The sequence below is a fragment of the Candidatus Eisenbacteria bacterium genome (assembly GCA_035712145.1).
In the GTDB taxonomy this organism is placed as follows: domain Bacteria; phylum Eisenbacteria; class RBG-16-71-46; order RBG-16-71-46; family RBG-16-71-46; genus DASTBI01.
Genome location: DASTBI010000023.1, coordinates 1 through 16923, shown reverse-complemented (window position 1 = coordinate 16923; position 16923 = coordinate 1). Strand labels below are relative to the sequence as shown.

General features: G+C 64.5%; 21 protein-coding genes. 7 read left to right on the top strand and 14 right to left on the bottom strand.

The genetic code is table 11. The annotated features are described in order from the left end of the window. Nucleotides 1–1219: hypothetical protein (locus VFQ05_01120; GenBank protein ID HET9325353.1), on the top strand; the 1219-nt coding region annotated here is incomplete at its 5' end. 62 nt (nt 1220–1281) lie between these two features. Continuing rightward, a complete protein-coding gene (locus VFQ05_01115; GenBank protein ID HET9325352.1) occupies nt 1282–1887 on the top strand; it encodes a DinB family protein in 606 nt (201 codons plus the stop codon). A 161-nt stretch (nt 1888–2048) separates the two neighbouring features. Here the strand turns inward: VFQ05_01115 and VFQ05_01110 are convergent, their stop codons facing one another. Further along, nucleotides 2049–2327: a rhodanese-like domain-containing protein gene (locus VFQ05_01110; GenBank protein HET9325351.1), complete on the bottom strand. Its 279-nt coding sequence runs from the start codon at nt 2325–2327 to the stop codon at nt 2049–2051. Between VFQ05_01110 and VFQ05_01105 the strand changes: the two genes are divergently transcribed. Continuing rightward, complete coding sequence (locus VFQ05_01105) at nt 2328–2678, top strand: TraM recognition domain-containing protein (protein HET9325350.1); 351 nt, start codon at nt 2328–2330, stop codon at nt 2676–2678. A 624-nt stretch (nt 2679–3302) separates the two neighbouring features. Further along, entirely contained in the window at nt 3303–3899 is a 597-nt protein-coding gene (locus VFQ05_01100) for a diadenylate cyclase (protein HET9325349.1), read from the top strand. A gap of 46 nt (nt 3900–3945) precedes the next feature. On the opposite strand, the gene VFQ05_01095 is transcribed toward VFQ05_01100, so the two are convergent. From VFQ05_01095 to VFQ05_01075, 5 genes are all read right to left on the bottom strand, one after another. Then, nucleotides 3946–4185, bottom strand: coding sequence for a hypothetical protein (locus VFQ05_01095; GenBank protein ID HET9325348.1), 240 nt, complete (start codon nt 4183–4185; stop codon nt 3946–3948). 77 nt (nt 4186–4262) lie between these two features. Next, nucleotides 4263–5141, bottom strand: a complete 879-nt coding sequence (locus VFQ05_01090; protein HET9325347.1) for a methyltransferase domain-containing protein — start codon at nt 5139–5141, stop codon at nt 4263–4265. Nucleotides 5142–5177: 36 nt separating this feature from the next. Continuing rightward, nucleotides 5178–5426, bottom strand: coding sequence for a zf-HC2 domain-containing protein (locus VFQ05_01085; GenBank protein ID HET9325346.1), 249 nt, complete (start codon nt 5424–5426; stop codon nt 5178–5180). Beyond that, complete coding sequence (locus tag VFQ05_01080; GenBank protein ID HET9325345.1) at nt 5423–6028, bottom strand: sigma-70 family RNA polymerase sigma factor; 606 nt, start codon at nt 6026–6028, stop codon at nt 5423–5425. The genes VFQ05_01085 and VFQ05_01080 overlap by 4 nt, the downstream gene beginning before the upstream one ends. 10 nt (nt 6029–6038) lie before the next feature. Then, nucleotides 6039–6239, bottom strand: coding sequence for a DUF1059 domain-containing protein (locus VFQ05_01075; GenBank protein HET9325344.1), 201 nt, complete (start codon nt 6237–6239; stop codon nt 6039–6041). Between the two features lie 119 nt (nt 6240–6358). On the opposite strand from VFQ05_01075, the gene VFQ05_01070 reads away from it, so the two are divergent. Further along, entirely contained in the window at nt 6359–6994 is a 636-nt protein-coding gene (locus tag VFQ05_01070) for an MOSC N-terminal beta barrel domain-containing protein (protein ID HET9325343.1), read from the top strand. A 128-nt stretch (nt 6995–7122) separates the two neighbouring features. Here VFQ05_01070 and VFQ05_01065 read toward each other — a convergent pair whose 3' ends face one another. The 5 genes from VFQ05_01065 to VFQ05_01045 all read right to left on the bottom strand — a co-directional run bounded on the left by VFQ05_01065 (nt 7123) and on the right by VFQ05_01045 (nt 11321). Continuing rightward, the gene (locus VFQ05_01065; GenBank protein HET9325342.1) at nt 7123–8346 is read right to left on the bottom strand and encodes an acyl-CoA dehydrogenase family protein; all 1224 of its coding nucleotides are present in this window, start codon (nt 8344–8346) and stop codon (nt 7123–7125) included. A gap of 41 nt (nt 8347–8387) precedes the next feature. After that, entirely contained in the window at nt 8388–9455 is a 1068-nt protein-coding gene (locus tag VFQ05_01060; GenBank protein HET9325341.1) for a class I SAM-dependent methyltransferase, read from the bottom strand. Nucleotides 9456–9535: 80 nt separating this feature from the next. Beyond that, entirely contained in the window at nt 9536–10342 is an 807-nt protein-coding gene (locus VFQ05_01055; protein ID HET9325340.1) for a class I SAM-dependent methyltransferase, read from the bottom strand. Nucleotides 10343–10416: 74 nt separating this feature from the next. Further along, the gene (locus VFQ05_01050) at nt 10417–10668 is read right to left on the bottom strand and encodes a zf-HC2 domain-containing protein (GenBank protein ID HET9325339.1); all 252 of its coding nucleotides are present in this window, start codon (nt 10666–10668) and stop codon (nt 10417–10419) included. Next, the gene (locus tag VFQ05_01045) at nt 10668–11321 is read right to left on the bottom strand and encodes an RNA polymerase sigma factor (protein HET9325338.1); all 654 of its coding nucleotides are present in this window, start codon (nt 11319–11321) and stop codon (nt 10668–10670) included. Before VFQ05_01045 ends, VFQ05_01050 begins: the two co-directional genes overlap by 1 nt. Before the next feature lie 127 nt (nt 11322–11448). Between VFQ05_01045 and VFQ05_01040 the strand changes: the two genes are divergently transcribed. Together VFQ05_01040 and VFQ05_01035 are read left to right on the top strand one after the other, a co-directional pair. Next, a complete protein-coding gene (locus VFQ05_01040; GenBank protein ID HET9325337.1) occupies nt 11449–12279 on the top strand; it encodes an alpha/beta hydrolase in 831 nt (276 codons plus the stop codon). 340 nt (nt 12280–12619) lie between these two features. Further along, a complete protein-coding gene (locus VFQ05_01035) occupies nt 12620–13432 on the top strand; it encodes an alpha/beta hydrolase (protein ID HET9325336.1) in 813 nt (270 codons plus the stop codon). Nucleotides 13433–13644: 212 nt separating this feature from the next. On the opposite strand, the gene VFQ05_01030 is transcribed toward VFQ05_01035, so the two are convergent. From VFQ05_01030 to VFQ05_01020, 3 genes are all read right to left on the bottom strand, one after another. Beyond that, nucleotides 13645–14469 carry an amidohydrolase family protein gene (locus tag VFQ05_01030; protein HET9325335.1) on the bottom strand — a complete coding sequence of 275 codons (825 nt, stop codon included), beginning with the start codon at nt 14467–14469 and terminating at the stop codon, nt 13645–13647. Nucleotides 14470–14557: 88 nt separating this feature from the next. Then, nucleotides 14558–15685: an NAD(P)/FAD-dependent oxidoreductase gene (locus VFQ05_01025; protein HET9325334.1), complete on the bottom strand. Its 1128-nt coding sequence runs from the start codon at nt 15683–15685 to the stop codon at nt 14558–14560. A 17-nt stretch (nt 15686–15702) separates the two neighbouring features. Beyond that, a partial coding sequence (locus VFQ05_01020; GenBank protein ID HET9325333.1) for an FAD-binding oxidoreductase occupies nt 15703–16923 on the bottom strand: 1221 nt, incomplete at its 5' end.

Here is a 16923-nt window from a genome sequence, read left to right as displayed (position 1 = left end):
ACTCGGCCCGCCGGCTGCGGCTCTCGAACAGGAAGCCTCAGCTCCGATCGCGCTTGTCTCCGCACACACGCCGGCGCTCGCCGGGCCACAGGAACAACGCGGCATCGACGCAGGTCGTCAGATCTTCCGCTACGACACGTTCGGCGACGAGCAGTTGTGGACCGACGTTCTGCGAATGCACGAGGTCGTCGCGAACGTTCCTCCTGCGACCGCGTTGGCGGTGGGTCTCAAAGTGGACGTCGACGCGTTGCCGCCAGCCGTGATCGAACCGCTACAGGCTGGCCAGGTCGATCTGACGAACCCCGCCGTGACTGTTGAACTGCTGCGACTCAACGCCGTCGTCGGTGTTCAAGGGAAAGTCGATGACCTCGGACGGCTCACCAGCGTGGGCATTACATGCGCGCTCTGCCACTCGTCGGTGGACGACTCCTTCACGAAGGGCATCGGCCGACGAATGGACGGGTGGGCGAACACGGACCTGAATGTCGGGGCGATCGTGGCCCTGTCACCCGTCCTTGACGACGCCACGAAAGCGGAGTTCAACGCATGGGGGCCCGGCAAGTACGATCCACGGCACCACGCCTTCGACGGCACGAACATTATTCCGCTGAACAGCCCGTCGCTACCGATTGTGATCCCGCCGATCTATGGGCTGAGGGGTGTAGGGTTCGAGACCTTCACCGCCGATGGTCCCATCTCGTACTGGAACAGCTACGTTGGCGTTGGCCAGATGGGCGGACAGGGCACCTTTAACGATCCCCGCATTGGGCTGTTCATCAACCAGACGCCGGATCTCGTCACGCCGAAGCTGGCCGCGCTCTTGGACTATCAACTGAGTCTACGCCCGCCCGCAGCGCGGGAGGGAAGCTTCGACCGGCAGGCGGCGAATCGCGGCCGGGCGTTGTTCCGCAACGAAGCGGGATGCGCCACCTGCCACCAAGGGCGAACGTTCACAGACGTATTGACCGGGCCAGACCCGAGCGTGCCGTTCCTGCACCAACCCGCCGAGACCGGGATGGACCCAGCGTATGCGTTAAGGTCGGCGACGGGACAGTACCGAACGACGCCGTTGCGGGGGCTGCTGCAACACGCTCCGTACTTCCACGACGGGAGCGCACCCGATCTGCTCTCCGTCGTCGAGCACTACGACAGGCTCTTTGGGCTGAACCTGACAGCCGCGCAGAAAACAGACCTCGTCGAGTACCTCAAGTCGCTCTGACCTTCCCGCGATACGATGTCGAGGCGGCACTTCCTTGGTGCCGCCTCAGGCACGTACAAACCATGACATACGACTTTCTGATCGACAGTTACGAGACCGAAGTCGTGAAGGTCCTGAGCGTCTGGAGCGAGTTCAGAGATGAGGACCTTCCCGTCCGGCCAAAGCTAGACGATCCGCGTGGACGCAGCGTCCACGAGCACATGGTGCATCAGTGCGTGAGCGAGGATACGTGGTTTCGGAACATGCTCGGCATCGACATCGGAGCACCGCCGCTTCCAGAGCGGGAGACCCGATTCGAGTTCATGACGCGCTACGCTGATGCCAGCCGCAAACGGCTTGATCGGTTGCGGCTGACCGACGAGCCGTGGTGGGAAGGGGTCGTCCAGTTTTTCGATGTGCCTCGCTCGAGGGCTTGGGTCATGACGCGCCGGCTCACGCACAGCTCGCATCACCGTGGCCAGCAGATGGCGATGCTGCGGATGCTCGGCCGCGATCTGCATAGCAATTACGGCCCGACGGCCGACACCGGCGGCCTGATGCATAATCACGCCCCGACTATTTACGCCTATGCCAGCCTGGACGCCCTGCTGAACGGCGAACGCCTCGGTGGTGCGAAAGCACCGCTGCCTGCAAGGCGTGGCGAGGTTCTTACGGAGCGGCCCGCGTAGGGTATTCATGCCGAACTGTCACTGTGGGGTCGTCGATCGGGCGATAGTAGGGCCGGTCGAACTACGCGGCCTGGGGAGAATTACTCCAACGGCTCGGAACGGGTGAAGCTAAGCGCGGCGGCGGCCCGCGCGGATGCCGAACCGCCGCCTTCGATCGTCCGTCATGCGGCTGGCGCCGGACTCGGTGCAACGACTTCGTTGCCGGCCGCTTTCCAGCCCTCCAGCCCCTCACGGTAGGCGCGGACGTTCGTGTAGCCCAGTTCGGTCAGTTTCGTCGCCGCCTCGATGCTCTGCGAGCACGCTGGCCCCCCGCAGTAGGTCACGATCTCCGCATCCTTCGCCAGTTCAGGAGTGCCAGGCCCGATCGCATCGAGCGGCACTCGCCGCGAGCCGGGGATCAACTCGCCGGCGAAGAACTTGTCCGTCTGCACGTTCAGCACGTGCAACCCGCTGTCACGGTCCAGGCCCTGCTGCAGTTCCGCAGTCGTCAGCGCGCGAACGTCGGCGAAACCGACCCGACGGGCGACGAGCGCACCTTCGCGTTGTCGCGGCAGGCACGGCTGATTCCCATCGTCGCGACCCAGAGCGTCAGTGCGCTGCGTTCCGCGCTGCCCGGTGACGAGAGTTGGCGCACGTTGCTCCAGTGTTTCCGGACCAAGTTGTTCCTCGCGACCAGCGACGAGTTCACCGCGCGAGCTGCGGCGGATCTCTGCGGTCGGCGCGACCCCAAGGTCCGCGTGGCGGCTGACTTCCTCAAGCGAATTGCGAGTGAGCCTGACGGCCTTCGCTAGAGGCGTCTCTGAACCGTTGGAAAAAGCTCTGGTGCCGTCGAGACTCAGGGTTCGGCGAAAAGGGAAACGCCCGCCTCGAGCGGTCGTCTCGAGAGCGGGCGTTTCACAGCGTGGGTTACACGCATCCTGGCGCGAGTCAGGATTCGATAACGAACTATGCGTTTGATTGTTCGTACGCGCACCTACGATGGGGCTAACATGCGGTCCCTCGAAGATGCGCCCTACGAGTCCGGTGGTTCCTCCATTTGAACCTCACGTTTCCGTCTCACGTGGTACTAATACCCATACGACCGTCTTCACCGCGTTGTCAAGCCCTGCATGTCCAGCCACTGAAGGCGACGCGCGCTCAGACTCTCTTTGCCGCAATCACCCCTGAAATCACGATCGGGCTGAATCGATGGCCTCAGTGGTAACGCTTACAGAGCGCTAGAATCGTCGTGTGGACGTGCCTGCGGATCCCTTGAGCTCAGGCGCTGCGGCGGCTGTTCGGGCGAACTCGTGCGAAGGCATTTCTTCCGCGGCGTCCCGCTGTCTGACCCTCTGTTGTTCGTCATCGTCCACGCTGAACACTAGGCAAGAACAGCGGTGTGCTGGAACCAAATGCTAGCAGGAAGCAGGTGCGCGATGAGCATCGCGGTTCTGCAGAAGTTGTGTAGCCAGATCCCGTGGTGCGAGCTGGCTGTTCTCGAGCCGACGGTGGAGCTGGCACTCGAGATTGCTCGCGAAGGTCGTGAAGGCCGCCGCATCGGCACGCTCTTCACCCTCGGTAACGCTGAAGCAGTACTTGCGGCGTCTCGACCGCTCATACTCGATCCTTTGGCGGCTCACGCACCTGCGCGCACGCACATCACCGATCCGAATCTGCGCGGCACGATCAAAGAGCTGGCCCAGCTCGATGGCGCCTTCGTGATCTCGGAAGCCGGAACGTTTGTGGCCGCGTGTCGTTATCTCGACGCATCCGGCGAGCACATTGATCTCCCGCTCGGACTCGGAAGCCGCCATTTGGCGGCGGCGTCGATTTCGCAGAAAGTGGGCTCCATCGCCATCGTCATCTCCGAGAGCGGTGTCGTCCGTGTATTCCATCGCGGGGTGATTGAGGCCGCGCTCATCCCAGAACTGTGGCTACTGGATCGCCACCATCCTGAACTCGGCGGGCGCGGCGTCGAAGACCGCCCGCGCGGCGTTGAGGTGCTGACCGTTGAGCCTGTGAGCGACGAATAATGAAGTATCACGCCACGTCAACCAGCCACGTCTTGCCGCATGGAACTCATAGCCGGTGTCGCCGAAGGTCATCGACCGCCCAGGTGTGAAAGGATCGGTCATAGACGCTACAGTCGGCCCGTGAACGGCTCAAGCGTCGGCCGCTGGCCGCCACGACGCGCCACAGCATCGACGGCGCAAAGAGCGATTCGGGTCCGGCGATCATGTGGAAGGCGCTGAGCAGGCGCAGCCGCACCTCCCAGTCGCGGGTTGTCAACCGGCCGACTGCGACCATGTAGCGATGCATCAGGCGGGTACTCAGGCCCGCCTGCGCGCCCTGCGTGCACTCCCTTCGGAAGTGAGCCGCTCGAGCCTTGTGAAAGATCAGGGAATGGTGCCGCGGACGGCCCAAGCGCGCGCGTGCATGACGATAGCCCTATCGGGGCCACCGCCGAGCAGCCTCCCGCGCAGGCGCAGCCGCAACGCTTCCCGGTCCTCACCTGACAGCGACGCCGCGTAGGCGCCGGCAGGCCCCTGCTGTTCCAGAAACGGCTTCCAGAAATCGTCGAACGACGCGAAACGCGTCTCGATGGTCAGCGCCTCTTCGACGACGTCATGCAGGCCCTGCCCGCGCCACAGCGCCGCGAGATCGTCGCGGCGGCAGAGCGGCAGGTTGCGCTCGTCCTTCGTGGCATGCGCCGGTGTGAGCGCTACCGCCTCGTCCCAGAACGCGCGCAGCATCTCCATGCCGTCACCGTAGTCCCAGACCGCGGCTGCGACAGTGCCCTTCGGTTTCGTGACCCGCGTCATTTCGCCCAGGGCCTTGCGTACGTCCGGGATGAAGTTGACGACCAGGAGCGATAACGTGCGGTCGAACATCGCGTCGTCGAAGCGCATGTGCTGCGCGTCGCCGACCTCGAAGAGGACACGCCTGCTGCCGTGCTGCGACTGCGCAAGCGCGACGTACGACGCCGACGGATCGATACCGACGATGCGGCTCGACGGCGCCACTTTCGCGACGGCCGCTGTGAGCGCGCCGGTGCCCGACCCGACGTCGAGTACGGTGTCGGCGTCGCGCACGCCGGCAAAACGGACGAAGAGAGGAGCCAGCCTGCGGCTCCAGCGTCCCATGAAGTGCTCGTAGGCCTGCGCTTCGGAGAAGATGGACTTCTGGCCACTCGAGGCGTCGATCAGCGTCGCAAGAGAGACAGCGAGCAGCGCCGAAATCGCCGTGACGGTTGAAACGCTGACAGGAACGTGCATCGCCTTTCTCCAATGACCGTGTACTCGTCCGTGACGCTATCCATCGTGACGGTGCATCGCGCGGCGCAGCGCCGCCAGCAGCGATGCCTCCAGGTCGGCAGGCATCTCCATCCGAGTCGCATCGCGCACAATGCGCGGCGTCTCGAGGTACGAGGCGATGAATGCGTCGCAGCGTTGACAGCCGGCGACATGCGCCTCGATCGCCGCGCGGACATCCGGTGCCAGGGCGCCTTCCAGGTACTCCATCAACAACTCGACGCCCGACATGCAGACGATGTCTTTCATGGCCTGTCTCCGGCGAGCGCGCCCAGATATTCACGCACCATCAGCCTGGCTCGATGGACGCGCTGCCGTACCGTCGCCGGTTCCACGCCCAACACCTGCGCCACGTCGGCCGTGGACAGTTCCTCGAGGTCGCGCAGCACGAACGCCTCCCGATACAGATCGGGCAGCCCCTCGATGGCGGCCTGTGCCTTCTTCGCCAACACCTGCCGGTCCAGCAACTCGTCGACGCGGGAGGCAGCCCGCAGGGCATCAGGCGTGTCCTCGAGTCTTCCGTCGGCATCGAAGCGCGGTAAGAGTTCATCGAGCGATTCGGCGGGCCGGCGCGCACGAGCGCGGCGATGCATCAGTCCGGCATTGGTCACGATCCGGTAGAGCCATGTGCTGAACCGCGCGCCACCGCGGAATGCCGAAATGTGGCGATAAACCTGCACGAAGGCGTCCTGCATGATGTCCGGCGCATCGGTTTCGCTCGCCAGGCGGCACGCAAGACGAAACACGCGATGCTGATAGCGCAGGACGAGCGTCTCGAAGGCGGCCTCATCGCCAGTCGCGGCCAGCGCCGCGAGGGCCTCGTCGCTCGATTCCGCCGCGCGGACGGTCATAGTCTCGATCTTACTGGCGCCTAATCGCGGCTTTGATCTTCGCGGCCAGCTCCGGCGTCACCTCGGGCACCCCATGATCCTGCGCGGCATGGGCCGCCACCTTGTCGGTTAACTCCTCCTCGGTGTCGGCGCTGGCCGTAAAGCCACATCCGGGGACGACCTCATTGCAGGCGATGTGAACAGTGGTCCTGGGGCGATCGTGTGCTGACATCCCGTTACCCTTTCCTTGGTCGGTGCGAGTCTGCCCTTGAGATGCCGGATCTGGCCGGGTGTGACAGCTCCTGGTCACGACGGTGGGTCGTCCGGCATCAGACGGCCATGGGACTGTACGTGGCCGGCCTGTGGCGCTATCCTGTCAAGACCCTAGCGGGGGAGCGTCTTTCGACGGCGGCGGTTGGCTTCACCGGCATTTTCGGCGATCGCGCGATCTGGGTCGTCGGCCCCGAAGGGATCCGGACGTCGCGGCGGCACTATCGCTTGCTGGGCTTGCGTGGCACGTTGAGCGCGCAACGGCATGTGCTCATCAACGGTTACCTGTGGAAGAGCCGCGAAGCGCTCGCACTCGTCAAGCGAGCCGCCGGCGACGATGCGTGGCTGGCGGCCTCTGACGTGCAGGATCGATTCGATGTCCTGCCCCTGCTGGTGGCGACCGATGGCGCGGTCGCCGCATTCGGACGCGACATTCGCCGCCTGCGGCCGAACATCCTGATCGGTGGCGTGGATGGCCTCGCCGAGTGCGACTGGCCGGGCGCGGAGCTGCACATCGGCAGCCTGATTGTGCGTCTCGATTCGCTCCGGGCTCGATGCCCGATGACGACAGTCGACCCCGACACCCTCGAACGCGACGCCGAAGTCCTGCGCGACATCGGCCGACGCTTCCGTGGCCGCCTGGCCCTCAACTCGGACGTCGCCCGTCCGGGCACGATCGCCATCGGTGATCCAGTGACGCTAGTACGCCCGCACTAGCAGGCACGATCGGCGATTCGCGCACCTCGCGGCGTCACGAGCAGGTTGCGAATTCGTCCCTGACACCAGACTCTTCAAGTCTTTCCACTGCCGTCAGGGAGCAAGCGTGTCCACCGTAGGCGCGAGCGTCAAAACGCCACGAAGGGAAACTCCGGCGCGACCCCGAGATAGACCTGTCCCACCGTCTCCAATCGACTATCAGACACGAAGCCGTGGTGACGGACGGTCTGCGCGTCGCGGAAGTGACGCTCGAGCCGGCTCCGCGTATAGATGCCGCTCGTACCGCCCATACGGTGCATGAGATCGGTCGCCCGGGCTGCGGTGCGCACGGCCCACGTGCTGGCCAGCATGAGGTCTGCCTTGTCCTCGAGCGTGAACGGCTGCTGCGCGACTGCGCGCTCCCACGCCCTGGTCAGCGCGTCGTAGAAAAAGAGGCGCGCCGATCGAGCCATCGCTTCTGCTTCGGCGACGGCGGATTGAACCGCACCCCGATCACGCGCCCTCTTCATCGAACCGAGTGGGACCTTGGTGGTCACAATGTCGCGCAGCTCGCGGATGGCGCCGCTGGCGATCGCCAGCGCGACGGGGGCGATAATCGGGTAGGTCGCGGCGAGCGCAGGCATCCGGTACAGCGGCCCGTCGAACGGCGAAGACGCGATGGAATCGGGCTCGACACGGAAGGCCCGCGACTCTGGTACGAACACGCCGTTTGCCTCGATATCGTTGCTATCGGTGCCGCGCATCCCGAGGGAGCTCCAGGTGTCGATGATCTCGACGTCGGTCGTGCGCATGACGACGGAGATGAAGTCCGGCCCGGCTGGCGTCATGCGCGGCTCGTCGCCATCGAACACGATCGCACTCATCAACGCCCAACGGGAATCATGGATGGTGCTCGCCAGCGGACCACGCCCCGTGATTCGGTAACCGCCGGGCACTTCTTCAGCCCGGTGGGGAGGGGCGAACGACGCGGCCATCATTAAATCGGGGCCGTCCTCGTACAGTTCGGCGACGCCTTCGGGCGACATGCGCGATGTCCACCATGCGCCGGTGTTGACCTGAAACGCCCAGCCCGCGGCACTGTCGAACGTGGACACCTCCTCGACGACGCGCGCGAACGTCACCGGATCCACCTCGAGACCGCCGAGAGCCCGAGGCGTGAACAGACGGAAGAGTCCCGCGGCTCGAAGCGCATCGACCACCGGCGGCGCCAGCCGGCGGTCGCGCTCCGTCGTCTCGACGTGCTTCGAGATGACGGATCCGACGTCGCGCGCGGCGGCGACGATGCCCTCGTCTACCTCGACACGGGTGGCAGACGAAGGGTCTACGGAAGCGACGGTTGACTGCGACGACATTGTCATAAGCGAACCCTCCGAAGCAGTGCCGGCTCCCTCAGTTACGGCCGGCAGACGTAATAAGCGTTCAGCGGATCTCCCTCCACTCTTGAGACATCGACGGACGCGAATCCGGCCTCCGCCACGAGCTCGCGCGCCTTCTCCTCGCCCCAACAGGCGCCCAGTCCCTCGCCGCCCTGCGCCAGCGAGACCGTCATGCAGTGCATCGTGGACACCGTGAAGAGGAATGGCGCCAACGGATTGTCCAGATTGCCTTCAAGGTGACTCGACGCGGCGATATCCACCATCAGAAAAACGCCACCGGTGCGCAGCGCCTCGCGAATCGCACGGAGGACGCGTCGTGGCGCGGCCTGATCGTGAATGGCGTCAAACGCGGTGATGAAATCGAACGCCGCGGGCGCCGAGAAGGTCGCCGCATCCTGGGCCACAAACCGGGCGTTGGTCAGACGGGCGGCCTCGGCTTCAGCCCGGGCTGTCGCGATGGCCCCGGTCGCAATGTCCACACCCACGAACCGGCTGCGTGGAAATCGTTGTGCCATCATGCGGATGGCCACGCCCTCGCCGCAGCCGATATCGAGGACGTCAGTACCGGCCTCGAGTCGATCGACGAGGCCAGGCACGAGCGGAAGTGTGCAGGTCAGCAACGTGGCTTCGAGTGTGGTGTGGCTGCTCTCGGCCATGAGCGCATGGAAACGCTCAAACGCGCGGTAATCGACGCCACCGCCTTTTCGGAACACCTCGACGATAGCGCTCTCGACCTGGCCAAGCATTGCCACGATCTGCGCCAGCTCCGCGAGGTTGTCAGGCCCAGCGGCGCGGGTCAGCGACGCGGCATGCTCCCTAGGCAGCCAGTACGTGCGCGCCGCCGGGTCGTATTCGATGATTCGGCCTGTGACCAACGCGCCGAGCCACTCGCGCACGTACCGTTCGTTCAGACCGGCCGCCGCGGCGATCCGATCCGACGTCGCCGGTTCCAATGTGGCGAGCGTATCGAGCAAGCCGGTGCGATGGCCCACGCTGAGCATCAGCGACAGGAAGCCGCCATTGACGATGTCGAGCGCGTGCTCCGCAAAGGCTTGGGTCCGTGTCGTATCCAGGACGGTGCTCATGTCCATCCCTTACCTCAGTGTTGAAGAAATCGAACGCGGATCAGCCACGGACGCGAACGCAGAGCGTCCGTTCCGCTTCGTCAGAGCCGGACAATCGAGAGCAGGTACTCCTGCGGCAGCCGCAAGCTGCCATCGGTCACCTCGTTCGCGCGCTTCCAGACGTCGACAACGCCTGCTCGCATTTCGCTGAAGCGTTCCCCCAGCATCGCCTTCGCCGTCACCATCGGCGGAAAATGCGCCATGAAGAAGTCGGCAAACGATTCGAGCGACTCCCACTCGATCCGGTTCACATGGCGCTCGAATTCGAACTTGGTCGCGACGTCACCAAAGAGTTCGCGCACGTGATCCTCGCGGCCCCACAGCGCCGGCGGCGAGGCGTAGTCGGGCGGCGGCGGCATATAGGGTGCCGCCGCTTTCGAGAGGTCGCCGAACACGCCCTCGGGTGTCCACGTCGCGGTGACAATGGCGCCTCCGCGGCGGCACACTCGCGCCATCTCCTGGGCCGTTCGCTGGTGACGCGGAGCGAACATGTGGCCGAACGTCGAGAGCACCCGGTCGAAGCTCCCGTCCTCGAAAGGCAGATGCTCGGCGTCGCCCTCTCGCCACTCGATCTCGAGCCCTTCCGCCCTGGCTCTGGCCCGGCCCACCTCGAGCAGTTTGGCCGCAAGGTCGAGCCCAGTCACGTGAGCGCCGGCCCGGGCCGCGGGCCAGGCAGCGTTTCCGGTGCCGCATGCGACATCGAGTACCCGCATCCCCGGCGTGATGCCGGCGCGCGTCACTACGAGCTCGCCGACGTCGGCGATGTAGGGCGAGCACGCGCTGTAATCGCCGCCCTCCCACGTGGCGCGCTGCCTGGTCTTGAACTCGTCCAGCTGAAGAACGGGCATGGGAATACCTCCTCGTAAGGTTCGACGTTTCTGCCATGAGTGCCGCAGACGGGCCGGACGTTACAGCAGGAGGGTTAGAGGCGAGACCAGCCGCGGAAGGCCGTGAGCAGCGCCTCGCGAGCTTCGGGCGAAAGCGACTCTTCGGGCAGGCGCCCGAGTACGCGGATCGTCTCGCGAAACTGTTCCAGGTAGGTCCGGCAGGCCTCGCACTCCGTGAGGTGCGCCTCGAACCGAGCCCGGTCGATAGGCGAGAGCCGGTCCTCGAGATAGTCGGTCACGAGCTCCACCAGCTCCCGGCACGGCAATTCCGGCAGGTCCGTCACGATCACGTCGCCTCCGTCGCGGCAAAGTACCGCTCGAGCGCATTGCGGACCCGCGAGCGTGCCCGGTGCAGCAGCACTCGTTGATGAGTGTCCGTGATTCGGAGAATGTTACAGACCTCGGTGGATTGGAGTCCTTCGACATCGCGCAGGAGAACGACTTCACGCTGCGTTGACGGGAGCGCATCGATCGCATCGAGGATCACGCTGCGCGTCTCTCGAACGAGCAGCTCCGCTTCCGGCGTGCGCCACTCTGTAGGCTCGGCGGCCCAATGGTGAGGCCATCGGGGATGGTTGGCGGGCAGAAACCGGACCGGATCGACGACGGGGCCCGACTCAGATGAGGTAGTGACGATGCGCCGCTCTGTACGGGCGCGTGACCGCGCACAGTTCACGACGATGCCGAGCACCCAGGTGCGAAGAGAGGAGCGGCGTTCGAACCGATCCAGCGAGCGCAACACTGTCAGCCACGCGTCCTGCACGACCTCCTCCGCAACCGCACGACTCTCGACGTGCGAGAGCGCCAGGCGAAGCATCATGCCGCTCCAGTTTTCGACGACCTCACTGAAGGCGCGCTCGTCCCCCTTCTGCAGCCCCCTGATGAGCGCATCATCATCGCCATGACTGTGAGTCGGTCCAGAAGGTTTCGAAGAATGCACGCTCGTGCCGTCACCTATGTTGGATCTTAGCGACGTTGCTTTGTGGCGCAATGGGCTTCAGAACAAGTGCTGAACAGGTGTATTCTGCCGTCTTGCGTGCCCCTTCGGCACAGCGCCGCGGAGTGCCATGGATTCCCATGAGGCCGCAGGCCTCGCCGGCTCATTCGGTGTCCAGTCGACCGATGGAACGACGATCAGGGTCTGGGTCCAAGGCAAGGGTCCGCCGATCGTGCTCGTGCACGGGTCGTTGCGTGATTACACGATCTTCGAGCCGCTGGTTGCGCACCTGCAACCAGCCATGACCACATACGCGATCGACCGTCGAGGGTTCGGAGCCAGCGGCGACGGCGACGGATACACCATCGAGCAGGAGTTCGAAGATGTCGCGGCCGTGGTGGACGCCATCGCGGCCCGCGCCGGATCCGTCGCCCTCTGGGGCCACTCGTACGGCGCGGGCTGCGCCATGGGTGCTGCGGCGCTCACCAATAACGTGTCGCGCGTGATCCTGTACGAACCCGGATTGGGGATTGCCTATCCGCCGGGGTGGCTTGAAACTCACGAGGAAGCGCTCGCGGGGGGCGATGCCGAGAAAGTGATCCGCGCCGTGCTGATCGACATCCTCGAGATGAGCGAGGAGGACGTTGAGACCAGACGTGCGGCGCCGCAGTGGCCTGCGTATCTGAACGCCGCAGCGACGGTGCTTCGAGAGGCTCGAACCGAGCATACTTGGGTCTACCGGCCGGGCGCCCTCGACCGCGTCGACGCGCCGACGCTCGTCCTGGTCGGCGCCGAGACGTCGCCTGCGCTGATGCGATCCACGCTGCGAGCCGCCGCGGCGATTCCTGGGGCACGCACGCAGGTGCTCGGGGGCCATGGACACCTGGCCTGCATCACCGACCCGAGCTTGATCGCGTCGATTATCACGCAGTTCTGCGGCATCGGAGGTGCGCCCTCTTGACAGGCGCTGCCGCTCCCGGCCGCCGGCTACCTCCGTGAGTGGTTGTGCTCCACGACGTCAGACGGGCGGCACGCTGTACCTTTCGGTGGTGCTCGGACCTGCGTGTAGATTTTTAGCCTTCGCCTCGAATGCAACCGACCAGTGGGGCTCGGAGATGCGTCAACTCTTCAGGCGTGACATTGACACGCGGTGGGAACCGTGGCCAAGCCCCATGTAAATGGCGAAATCAATAACGTCGTTCTTCTGTTTGGGACTGCTGGCCTGTTCAGCCCAGCAAGCGAGTGAGTCCACGACGGCGTCTCATGCGGCACCAAGAATACGCGCCTCGACGGAGTGGTCTATGAGCCGGGCGGTCCTCGATGGCCTCACGCTCGCCTACGAACGCGCCGGCTCGGGTGATCCGATCGTGTTCATACACGGAGCGCTCATTGCAGACGTGTTTCGGCCGCTTGTCACCGAGTCTGCACTCGCGAGTGGGCATGAGCTGGTCGTTTATCATCGCCGCGGCTACACGGGCAGCACGCACGCTGCCGGCGCACTCACGGTTGCGCAACATGCCGCGGATTGCCGCGCCTTACTGCGGCACCTCGGCATCGAGCGTACTCACATGGTCGGGCACTCATACGGCGGTGCCGTCGCACTCCAGCTGGCGCTCGACTCACCGGAGTTGATCGAGTCGTTGGCGCTACTCGAACCGGCGGTCTTCGGCGGTCAAGCGTATCTGGATGCACTATCGAAGGGTCAGGAACGCTCTCGACGAGAGGGCGCCGAAGTCGTGATCGACGACTTCCTGAAAATGCGGTTTGGAGCGGACTACCGCCCCCGACTTGATCGGGTGCTGCCAGGTTCCTTCGCCCAAGCCGTCGTGGACGCCCCGACATGGTTCGAGCAGGAGATCCCCGGTTTGGGAGCGTGGACGTTCAACGAGGATGAGGCGCAGCGAATCACGCAGCCGGTCCTGGCTGTGCTCGGCGGGGAAAGCGACACGCTCTGGCCTCGCTTTGGCGAGACCCATCGGCGGCTTCTGTCGTCGCTGCCCAATGTCGAGGGTGTCGTCATTGCAGGTGTGAACCACGGGATGTTGGTCCAGGATCCCGCTGCGGTCGCCTCGACGCTTGCCACGTTCTTCCGGCGCCATCCAATCTCCCGCTGACATCGCGCAAATGCTTGCGCGGCTTCGATCCGTGACCCTCGGCCTGCGGCCGCATCCGAGGCGTGCTCAAAGCCCTGAATTCAATGATGCTGGAAAAGCGTGAAACCGGAGCGCGACGCAATCGACCGAATTAATCCTGTTCCAGGTGGGTGGCAAGCGCGAGCCGTTGATGATCATCGCGACGCCTCCGCGCGGCAAGGCACCATCTTCCGCTACTTACGTCCCCCTTCAAGGCGCAGAAACCGGGCCGCGTTGTTGTAGAAGATGTCTCGCTTCTCCTCGGCGGTCAGGTAATTCGCCTCCTCGATCGCTTCGATCGCCTCGTCAATCTTCTCGGGCCATCGCATCTGGTCGGAGCCAAACATCAAGCGGTTCCCGAGGCCGGCGCGAACGAGGGCCTCGACGTACCGGTGAAACGCAGAGCGCGGGATGATCCAAGTGATCGTCGACAGATCGCCGTAGAGTTGAGGATATTGATACATCATCGCGATCATCTCGTCGAGGAACGGATACCCGCTGTTCTCGACGAACACTCTGAGGTTCCTATGTCGAACCAGCACCTCCTCGAGGAGGAGCGGACTGCCCGCGGCCGAGCGGAACCCCGGTACCGGTGGACCAATCCCTTCGGTGTGAATGAGGACAGGGACATCGAACTCCTCCGCCAGTGCAAAGTACGGGGCCAGCGCCGGATCGTTTGGCGCCACGCCCATGAGCTGCGATCCGATCTCACCCATGCCGGCCAGGCGTCTCGCCGTGTACTCCTGCCTGAGCATCTGCGGCGTGAGCTCACCGGGCTTCTCAATGAAGGGCGAAGCGATGAACCGGCCGGGGGCCGCCGCGACCCAGTTCTGGACGATGCCCAGGTCGGCGCCGCTCAGGAATCCCAGGACGATGTTGTGGCGGTTCATCGCGTCGAGGGTCTTCCGCAATGACTCCTCCGGCGTCGCCGTCGCAGCCCCTTCGGGCTGACACGGGCGTGGGAGGCATGGAGGTGGGGCTCCAGCGGGAAGATTGAGCGGGATATGGTGCGCATGCATGTGCATGTCGATCACCGGAGCGCGCTGTTGAGCGGAAAGCGCGGCGTACCAGAGGCCCGCAAGCATGACTAGTACGGACACGAGCCCGTTACGCATACTGCCTCCCAGCGGTTGTCGCTCTGGCCGCAGCGTCGTCTTTTTTTGACAGTCGCGTGGAAACGATGTGGTCGACGATGTGCTCGGCATCGCGCCCCACACCTCCCACCAGCGCCGAACTCAGCGAGTAGAGAAAGAGGAGCCCAATGAAGTAAAGACCCGGACAGGCGTCGACGATGCCTCGATCATGAATGGGAAGGCCATTGTGGCTGGGCAGCGAGAGATCGATCCAGTTGTAATTGGGTGCGTAGCCGGTGCACCAAATGACGTTCGACACCTCGAGGACCCTTCCATTCTCGAGGATGGGATTTCCATTCTTCACCCCGGTCATACGCGGCACTCGTTCGATGCCTGCCGGGGCAAAGTCCTTTCGTCGCACCCTCCCGAGGGGAATTCCACGAGGGGGATCGAGAAAGTGGTCGCGGAGCTTCCTTCCAAGCGCCGTCTTGACCGTCAACCGGGTTGCCACGAACCACATCATGGGCGTGAGCAGGTGATCGAGACGAGTTCCGGCCCGGGCAGGCTCCTGCCCCGTGTCCGGGCCGGATAACCATGTCTGATGATGGGGAGCGAGTTCCATGGCGATCTCCGCCCCGGAGTTCCCGGCGCCCACGACCAGCACTGCGCCTTTCTGAATTTGGGATGGGTTGCGGTACTCCTTCGAGTGGAGTTGGACGATGCTCTGATCCAGCTCGCGCGCGAACGACGGAACTCTCGGGTTGTTGAAGGCGCCGGTCGCCACGACCACGTTCTCGGCGGAGAGCGCCTGCTGACCACATGTCACTTCGAATCGATCCCCCGTCTTCGCCAGCCGGTCGACCTTGACACCGGTTCGGACAGGAAGCTCGAATGCACGGGCATACGCCTCGAGATAGTCGGCGGTCTCGTCCTTTGTCGGATAGGCCCCGGGCGAACCCGGAAACGGCATTCCCGGCAACCCGTTGTAACGGCCCGGTGTAAACAGACGCAACGAATCCCACCGATTCCGCCAGGCAGCACCGACGCGGTCGTTCTCGTCGAGGATGACGAACGGCAGCCCCCTTTGCCTGAGGTGGTAGCCGACAGCCAAGCCTGCTTGGCTTCCACCGATGACGACTGATCCAAGCTGCTGCTCAGTCATTGGTGCTTCGATGGAGATCAGCTTGCCATTCCGGTCGCTCTGCCCACGGCCGGCGCGATGTTCTGATTCATGCGGAACAGGTTCGCAGGGTCGTACTTCTGCTTGAGCGCAGCCAGCCGCTGGTAGTTGGCGCCATAAGCGGCCCTGACCCGACTCTCGCCCTCGTCACCGAGATAGTTCACATAGACGCCCTGCTCCAGGAATGGCTCCATGGCGCCGTAGCAGGAGCGTCCCCACGCGATGTTGTCGTGCGACGCCGCCGGGTCACGCCATGCCCTGAGAACGAGGCAACTGTGCTGTGCGCGTCGATGGCTGAAGGCGGTGTCCCGCTCGCCGACCCGGCCGATCGCGCCCCCCAAGTGTTCGATCGCCACGGCTGCGAACGGCGAGGGAACATCCGCCGCGAAGAAATCGACGAGCGTCTCGATCGCGTCGTCACTGAAGGTGCGGAAGAAACCGCTCTTCCAGTAATGACAGAAGCCCGGCGCGAGGACCTCCGTCAGCAGGTTTTGGATGCGGGCGTACGGAGAGGGACCAATGGTGTCTACGATCGGAGAACCGAACTGCCGAAGGGGCCGCAGGACGCGCTCGCCATCGTCGATGGATCCGCAATAGCACACGATGAAGGCGAGCGCGGGACCTTCCGGGCCCGAAAGCAGTGTGGCATCGGCCCTCACCTCGTCCGGCGCGGCCAGGGACCAGTCGCGGTAGAAGCGCAGCGTCTCCTTCGCCCGATCCAGAGGGAAGATCAGCTCGCCACCGAGCACGGGACCCACCGGGTGTACGCGATATTCGAACGAGGTCACCACCCCGAAATTTCCGCCGCCGCCGCGAAGCGCCCAGAAGAGATCGGCATTATCTTCGACGCTCGCCTTCAGCACGCGTCCGTCTGCGGTCACGACGTCGGCTGAAATCAGGTTGTCACAGGCCAGCCCGTACTTGCGGTTCAGGTACCCGATTCCTCCGCCGAGTGTCAGTCCCGCGATGCCCGTCGTTGGAACAATCCCGCCAGTCGATGCCAGCCCGAACGCCTGGGTTTCGCGGTCGAAGTCGCCCCATGTCGCGCCGCCTTCCGCGCGAGCCGTCTGTGTAACGGGATCCGCCCGCACGCTGCGCATCCGCGACAGGTCGATCACGAGTCCGTCGTTGCACACGGCATTCCCGGTCACACCATGGCCGCCGCCTCGAATCGAGACGAGGAGATTGTTTTCGCGAGCAAACATCACGGCCTCCCTCAC